The organism is Candidatus Aquicultor sp. (assembly GCF_054640775.1).
Window position 1 is genome coordinate 1 of sequence record NZ_JBTSLF010000128.1, and the last position, 7,330, is coordinate 7,330.

A 7,330-nucleotide genomic window follows, 5' to 3' on the forward strand; every position below is an offset into this window, starting at 1 on the left:
GGAAAACGCCAAGGAGTTAGCAATAGCCCTTGAAAGAGACCGCGACACACTTGAAACAATAATGGAGCACACCAACGCTCATATCGCTTACCTTGACGCCCAGTTTAACTTTGTCTTGGTCAATTCCACCTATGAAAAAGGTGCGGGGCACACGAGAGATGAACTATTAGGCCGCAATCACTTCGAGCTGTTCCCCGATGCAGAGAATGAAGCCATATTTAAAAAGGTAAGAGATACCGGAGAGCCTGTTGAGTTCAAAGCGAAACCCTTCGAATTCGTCGATCAACCCTGGCGGGGGGCTACGTACTGGGATTGGACGTTAACCCCGATAAAGGATGCCTCCGGCCATGTTATCGCTCTGGTCCTTTCTCTCGTGGATGTGACCGATAGCATCCGGGCGCGACAACTAAGCGATGCCCTCAACACTATAAATGCCGAGGTGAACTCAACGCTTGATTTTAGCGAGATAATGACAAGGGTTGTTGTAGACTCTGCAAAAAATATGGGCTCAGAAGGCGGGGTGGTACTCCTGCGCGAAGGGGATCGTTGGGTTGTAAGTTACACCTATGGTTTCCCGCCTGAAGTAACCGGCACTAGGCTTACCGATGATGAAGCGAGACACGCGGCGGTTGCGGCGAGCACCGGAAAGCCGGTTGCGGTCGATGATACCGCAACCGATGTAAGAGTTAATCGTAAAGTGATGGAGAAATACGGCATCCGTTCGATCCTTGCCGTACCTCTGATTGTAAGAAACGATGTGATCGGCGCTCTCTGTTTCTGCTATCGGTCGATCTCGGTAACCTTTACCGAAGCCCAAATCGATTTTGCAAACAAGCTCGCCACATCCGTATCCCTGTCCCTGGAGAACGCACGTCTGTACGCGGCCGAGCGGAATATCGCAGATACCCTGCAGGAAGCCCTCCTTATTATGCCCGAGCGGGTAGACGGCGTTGCCTTCGGCAATCTTTATCGCTCTGCGACTGAAGCTGCAAGAGTAGGCGGCGATTTCTACGATATCTTTGAACTGGAACACGACAAAGTCGGCATAATTATCGGGGACGTTTCAGGAAAAGGCTTAGAAGCGGCGGCATTGACATCCATAGTCAAGAATACGATTAAGGCGCATGCCTACGAAGGCGGCACGCCGGCCTTAATAATGGCAAAAGCCAATGACCTGGTGGCGAAAACCTCACCCGCGGATATTTTCGTTACCGTGTTTTTCGGAATACTGGATACCAAAACAGGCAAACTCACCTACTGCTCCGCGGGGCATCCGCCGGCGTTAATCAAAAGGAGCACGGGGTATGTGGATATACTCGGTACCCAATCACCGGTGATAGGTGCATTCGCGATGATAAATTACAATAGCGGAAAAGCCGTGCTGCATGACGGCGATGATTTAATTCTCTATACGGATGGCATCATCGAAGCGAGATGCAACCGGAAATTCTTTGGCGAAAAGAGGCTTGTAGAGGTCGTAAAAGCGTTAAAGCCGGCATCGCCTCAAGAAATACCGGGCGCTTTATTCGATGAAGTGATGCACTGCACCGGCGGCAAGTTATCGGACGATATAGCGCTGCTTTGTGTAAGCCTTGACCGCGGTGTGAATGCTTAAATCTCGAAAATTTGTTTGAAACTCATTCATCTCGACAAATCCTGCTTGCGGCAGACCATGTAAGAAAGCAAACCCATGACTACCACAAATACTAGAACCGCCGTTATTGCCACCCAATACGAGAATATGAAATCTGCAGTTGCTCGAGCGGCTCTTTCACGACCGGCCGTATTAAGAAGCAGGTTCATCTTAAAAGTTGTGACGGTATCTATCGGTTTAGCTATTTGGCCGGGTAAGAGATCTTTGTACGGCGGGGGAAGCACGAGCGAAGCTAAAATTAGTTCACCCGGCGTTGTGTAGAAGAGCATAAAAGCGATGGGAAGAATCGATGACCGCGTCGCGACTGCCAGGGAAAAAGCTAAAAACATGAGGGGTAAGATCTTGAGCGGCGAGAGAAGTAGAGTTAAGAAAAAATGCGCAAAGCTTAGGTTATCAACAACAAAGGCGCCCATCAGGATGCCGCTTAAAGCCGCCAGCAGCAGCGAGAACAGCGCAGCGATAGACACGAGGAAGTAAGTCCCTGTTATTAACGATAGGCTTTTGCCGAGAATAAACGTTCCCCTCGATGTGCCTGTCGCGATTGCTACCTGTACGGTCCGGGTTGGATTACTTAAGGTTTCTGGTGCGCGGTTAAAACGCAGTTCTATTGGATATAGTAAATCTCAGCGCTAGTTGATAAGGGAGATATTCTTTGGCTACATTAAAGTTAGAGTACGCCCAAGTATCGGGATTTCCGTATATTAAGTTCGCAGGGGATTTATCCGTAGATAATTTCGCTGCTCTACACCTCGTCGTTAAAGGCGCTACCAAGTTTGCGACAATACCTGTAATTGTCGACTTCAGTGGTGATGTGCATATCTCAGATGCAGTCACCGAAGTAAAATGTTGGCGATATCCACCTACAGTTCCTGATTATGCCAGAAGGGTCGTCTTGTTAGTAATTAGCCCGCTCGAGCGCCTTGCCGAAATTGAAGCGCTACTAACACCGCATGAATTGCAGCACGCAGCAAGCCTAGATGAGGCAATTGAAACGTTGACGAAAAACCAAAGCAAGCGTATTGGGACTTAGCTTATTCTTATATCAAAAACTTCCTTCGAAACATGTGCGCTTGTGCGTGCCGATCACCTTTAAGGGGAATATCAAGAGATGGTTTTCACGTAACAAGCAAGTGAACCGATTGAGGAGAGATGCGGTATTACAACTCGAGGAACGGGGCGCACGGCTAAGAAGCTGGTTGTAATTGGTTTGGTGACGGTCTTCGTTATCGTGATTTCACTAGTTCTTACGCTAAGCACGGGAACAAACAAACTACCAGTCGACCGGGAGACCGCGAAGCCCGTCAGAAAAGAACCCTTTAACGGCAAAACGCTTAGCGGGGCCTGGTATCCTAGCTACCTGGCACGTCCGAATTGGGAGCAGAAGTTCACCAAGCTTAAGGCGAACGGAATCAACGCGTATTTTGCCGATTCGGGAAGCATAGGCCGGTCATTTTATCCAAGCAAGCTGACCCCAAATGCAGATGCCTACCTCGACCGGATGATTCCTGCTGCGAACGCCAAGGGGATACAAGTGTTTCTCTGGCACCAGGATATGTTTTTTGGAAACGCTGATGCTACGGCGGGCTATGCCGTTAACGAAAAGCTGAAAGCGGAGGACCGCCTTATGCGAAGGTCGGATGGAACCCCGATCGATTACTGGATAGACCCCGCAAACGATGCAAACAGGCGTCTCGATATCCAGGTGATACTGGAGAAATTGGACCGGTACCATGAAGATATTGCCGGTCTGAACCTCGACTATATCCGGTATCCGGACATTGACTCGTCGTATACGACTGCCGCCAGGAAGAAGTTTGAGGCCAGGTACGGACCGGTCAAACGGTGGCCGGCGGACGTGAAGCACGGCGGTGTTAGACACAAGCAATATTCGCAGCTGCAAAGAGATATCATAACCTCGCACGTCAGAGATATCTATACAACAGTTAAAGAGAAGTATCCAAGATTGCTCGTCACCGTAGATGTGTGGCCTGACTACAGGTCTGCAAGGGACAACCAGTACCAGGATTGGCCCGCATGGAAAGATTCGGTCGATGTCTTTATCCCGATGACCTATACCGATCCCGCAGCAAACCCCTGGTTTGAGCGGATGACCGCTCAGAACATTAAACTGGCTAGCCCAAAGCCGCTATGGGTAGGCGTTGGGACCCGAGGTGTGCCCGATGAACGGCCTAATCCTGCGTCCAATATGGCGGGACAGATCAGGTACACGCTATCGCGGGGCGCCCAGGGGTTCGTAATATTCAGCGATAACTGAGAGTTTAACAACGGCTATGGTATAGCCGGCACCAGCTTAAAGCAGGGCAAGTAGCTGCACAAAGCTTTTAGCAAGCGGGCGGGCTTTACCTGATTTATTGGAGCGAACGGCGGGTTATAATCACCTCTCACTACGTGTATAATCTTATTCGGGCACACGTGCCCTTCCTAACTTGTGCATGGCCTTACCAAAGCGATCCGGGGGCGTCCTGTATGATAGAAACAATCGGGCTTACTAAACGCTATAGGGATATGGCCGCCGTAAACGGCATAGATCTGTCTGTGAACAAAAGCGAGCTGTTCGGTTTTCTCGGCCCCAACGGCGCAGGCAAAACTACGACAATCAAGATCCTGACCGGCCTGTTGAAACCCACTTCGGGGAGCGCCGAAATCGGTGGATTCGACATCGAAAAGGAGCCGCTTAAGGCAAAGGCGCTGTTCGGCTATGTTCCCGATCAGCCGAACGTGTACGAGAAGCTGACCGCCAGGGAGTTTCTCGAATTTATGGCCGATCTTTACCGGGTTAACGGGTCGACAAAGTCAAAGAGGGTTGATGAGTTGCTTGAGCTTATGGAGCTTGAGAAGAGGGGCGATGAACTTGTTCAGGGATATTCACACGGCATGAAACAAAAGATCGCAATCGCCGGGGCGCTTATCCATGACCCGAAAGTTCTGTTTCTTGATGAACCGACCGTCGGGCTCGACCCGAAAAGCGCGCGCATGATAAAGGATGTATTGCGCGGCCTTTGCGACCGCGGGACGACCGTTTTTATGTCGACCCATATTCTTGAGATCGCCGAGAAGATGTGCGACCGCGTGGGTATTATCGATAAAGGCACTCTTGTTGCAGTGAGCACGGTTGAAGAGCTGAAAGGCGGCTCGCAAGCAGGTTCCTCTCTGGAAGACGTATTCCTGCAGATAACAGGGGGCTCCGAATCTGAAGAAGTGCTAAAGTTTCTGGATGAGCGCGAGTGATGCGATGCTGGTTCTTCTGCTTAAGCTGCGGCTAAGAATATTGCTGAATACGTTTCGTTTACGGGCTTCAGGAAGTTCCAATGTCGGTGGAGCTGGTGAAGCGTTAAAAGTGCTTTTATTTCCGCTCTTCGGTCTTATATTCATATCGCTATCGTTTTCCGCCGGGTTTGCCCTCTTCTCCTTGACGTATAAAACAGGTGGCGAAGCAGCTGTTACTTCGGTTGTAAGCAGCATGTTCATCGGCGTATTTATCTTCACCCTGTTTTCGGCCCTCGTCACAGCTTTTTACACCCTGTTTAGCTCGCCGGATCTTTCCATTTGGATTACAGCGCCGGTACCTCTCAGGACCATCTTCGTCGAAAAGTCTATCGAGGTGATGCTGAGTAGCAGCGGCTTTTATGCGGTCATGTTTTTGCCGGCTTTGCTGGGGCTTGGGTTGGCTCTACACGCTGGACCCCTCTTTTACTTTGCCGTGCTTCTCATATCGCCTGTGTTCTTAATGATACCTACCGGGTTTGGGATGATGGCGATTATGTTTCTCGCCAGGTTTATAAGATTCGGCAAAGCGAAGGAGATCATCGGGGCGATCGGCGGTATCGCGGGCCTTCTTTTCTATATTGCGTCACAGCTTTTACCGGGACAAATCGGTCATCAGGGGTCGAAGGCCACCGGTATTGTACAAGTTGTGAGCAAGATTCGCCTCAAGTTCCTCCCAACCGATTGGGTCGCCCAGCTGGTGGTGAAAAGCGGTCTGGCTCAGTATTCAGATATGCTGCTGCCCGGAATTATGGTTCTTACGCTCAGCATATCTATCTTTACTCTCGCACTGGTATTTACTCAGAGCGCCTATTACACGGGCCTCACCAATATCTCTGATGCCGGCGGGGCAAAAAAACGCGTTAAAGACAGAGCAAGAGCAGGGTCAAGGCCGTTTGCGCTATCCGGCCCCATCGGGGCCATCGTTCGTAAAGATATTAAATGCTTAAAGAGGGATACCCAGGAGTGGATACAGCTCTTATGGCCGCTTGCTGCAATGTTCATCTTCATGTTCAGGGTCAATGGGGATCAAAGCAGTGGGCAGCCGTTTGGTACCGGTAGCTCTGAAGCAATATTTAGTGCCGTTTTCTTGGTGCTCTTGATGAGCATGTTCGCTATACGCCTCTCGCTAACCGGCCTGAGCAGGGAGCTTAAGAGCGCCTGGATTATTCACCAGGCCCCGGTTGCGCGGTCGAATATCGTCATCGCAAAGCTGATCGTGGCATATCTCCCATCGCTTATACTTGCTGAGAGCGCTTACATAATTATAGCTCTAATCAAAGGGTTTCCATTGCAAATGGTGATTCTCGGTATCATGGCGCTAGCAGGGATATTGCTTGGGTCTAACGCGATAGGCATCATGCTTGGCTCGATGTATCCAAAATTCGACGCGAAGAACCCAAAAGAAATGGTCGGGGCACGGGGAGGATATCTGTTCATGGGCTTAAACATCGCGTACATCGTAATCTCTCTGGGGCTTGCGGCGTTGCCGCAACTCGGCAGGCTCATACCGATCGACGCGGTGCTGTTGTGGGCGCTCTCGGCGATTGTCCTCTACGCGTTTGCAGGGGCATGTACCGTTATCGCTATCAAAATCGCGTCAAAAAGGCTGGAGCGCTTAGAAATCACTGTCTAAGCCCAGAAGAACCTGGTAAGAGGCCGTCCTTCGGGAAGAGGGCTAAATGAAGACTTCCGATCTATTTCTATGTGCGTGAAGGATATTGATGGTGTCTGGAATAGGCTCGTCTCTAAAGGCCACGATTACTTCAACCGGCCCTAATTCGCTCTTAAGCGGCACGATCAGGCGGTTTATCCCGATGGTCGATATCAAGACGTCCGTTCCGATAACGATGGCTGGGGGAGTGACGGCAAGGTTTGCATATTCGGTATCGAGCTTAGCGGTGGCCACACCGGTTATCATGTTGCCGAGTTCGCTAATCGCGCTCTGCGCCAGGTCGTTGAGAATCCTGACCGGATGATCCAGCATCTTAACGGCGATTTTCTTTGCGGTCATGTTGCTCATACCGTAGATTACTTGCCCGTGGAGCTGTCCGGTGATGCCTATAAGGACATTTACCTCATGGGATGTCGTGGAGGATGTCTTCATGGAGAGCGCTCCTCGCTCAATATTAAGTTTAACTTCAGCTTCGAATACTTCAAAAGCGGCCTCGACAAAAGGATTTATAAAGTTGACCTGAAACACGCTCCACCATCCTCTCTAGTGGTGTTTCGGCTTTTTACTGGTCAACCTTGACGTAGTAAGGGCGAATGTTGCCGATTAAACTCCTCAACGATGGTCGAATACCCTACAGAATAGAATATATAACAAAAATAAAGGACGTCGGTTATCCGGCGCCCTTTGTTATGGCTGCTACATAATTAACCAAATAT

The 7,330-nt window shown here is 50.2% G+C and carries 7 protein-coding genes; 5 read left to right on the plus strand and 2 right to left on the minus strand.

Annotation, left to right across the window (positions count from 1 at the left end; genetic code table 11):
* A partial coding sequence (locus ACYC56_RS10425) for a SpoIIE family protein phosphatase (RefSeq protein WP_461374115.1) occupies window positions 1-1,615 on the plus strand: 1,615 nt, incomplete at its 5' end.
* Between the two features lie 26 nt (window positions 1,616-1,641).
* Here ACYC56_RS10425 and ACYC56_RS10430 read toward each other — a convergent pair.
* Window positions 1,642-2,121, minus strand: coding sequence for a hypothetical protein (locus tag ACYC56_RS10430; RefSeq protein WP_461374116.1), 480 nt, complete (start codon window positions 2,119-2,121; stop codon window positions 1,642-1,644).
* Between the two features lie 185 nt (window positions 2,122-2,306).
* Here ACYC56_RS10430 and ACYC56_RS10435 point away from each other — a divergent pair, with 185 nt between their 5' ends.
* The 4 genes from ACYC56_RS10435 (at window position 2,307) to ACYC56_RS10450 (ending at window position 6,575) form a co-directional block, all read left to right on the plus strand.
* Window positions 2,307-2,684, plus strand: a complete 378-nt coding sequence (locus ACYC56_RS10435; protein ID WP_461374117.1) for a hypothetical protein — start codon at window positions 2,307-2,309, stop codon at window positions 2,682-2,684.
* A gap of 198 nt (window positions 2,685-2,882) precedes the next feature.
* A complete protein-coding gene (locus ACYC56_RS10440; protein ID WP_461374118.1) occupies window positions 2,883-3,929 on the plus strand; it encodes a family 10 glycosylhydrolase in 1,047 nt (348 codons plus the stop codon).
* Window positions 3,930-4,141: 212 nt separating this feature from the next.
* Window positions 4,142-4,903, plus strand: coding sequence for an ABC transporter ATP-binding protein (locus ACYC56_RS10445; protein ID WP_461374119.1), 762 nt, complete (start codon window positions 4,142-4,144; stop codon window positions 4,901-4,903).
* On the plus strand, window positions 4,890-6,575 hold the full coding sequence (locus ACYC56_RS10450) for a putative ABC transporter permease subunit (RefSeq protein ID WP_461374120.1): 1,686 nt from the start codon (window positions 4,890-4,892) through the stop codon (window positions 6,573-6,575). Before ACYC56_RS10445 ends, ACYC56_RS10450 begins: the two co-directional genes overlap by 14 nt.
* A gap of 42 nt (window positions 6,576-6,617) precedes the next feature.
* On the opposite strand, the gene ACYC56_RS10455 is transcribed toward ACYC56_RS10450, so the two are convergent.
* A complete protein-coding gene (locus ACYC56_RS10455) occupies window positions 6,618-7,142 on the minus strand; it encodes a chemotaxis protein CheX (RefSeq protein WP_461374121.1) in 525 nt (174 codons plus the stop codon).
* Window positions 7,143-7,330 lie beyond the last annotated feature (188 nt).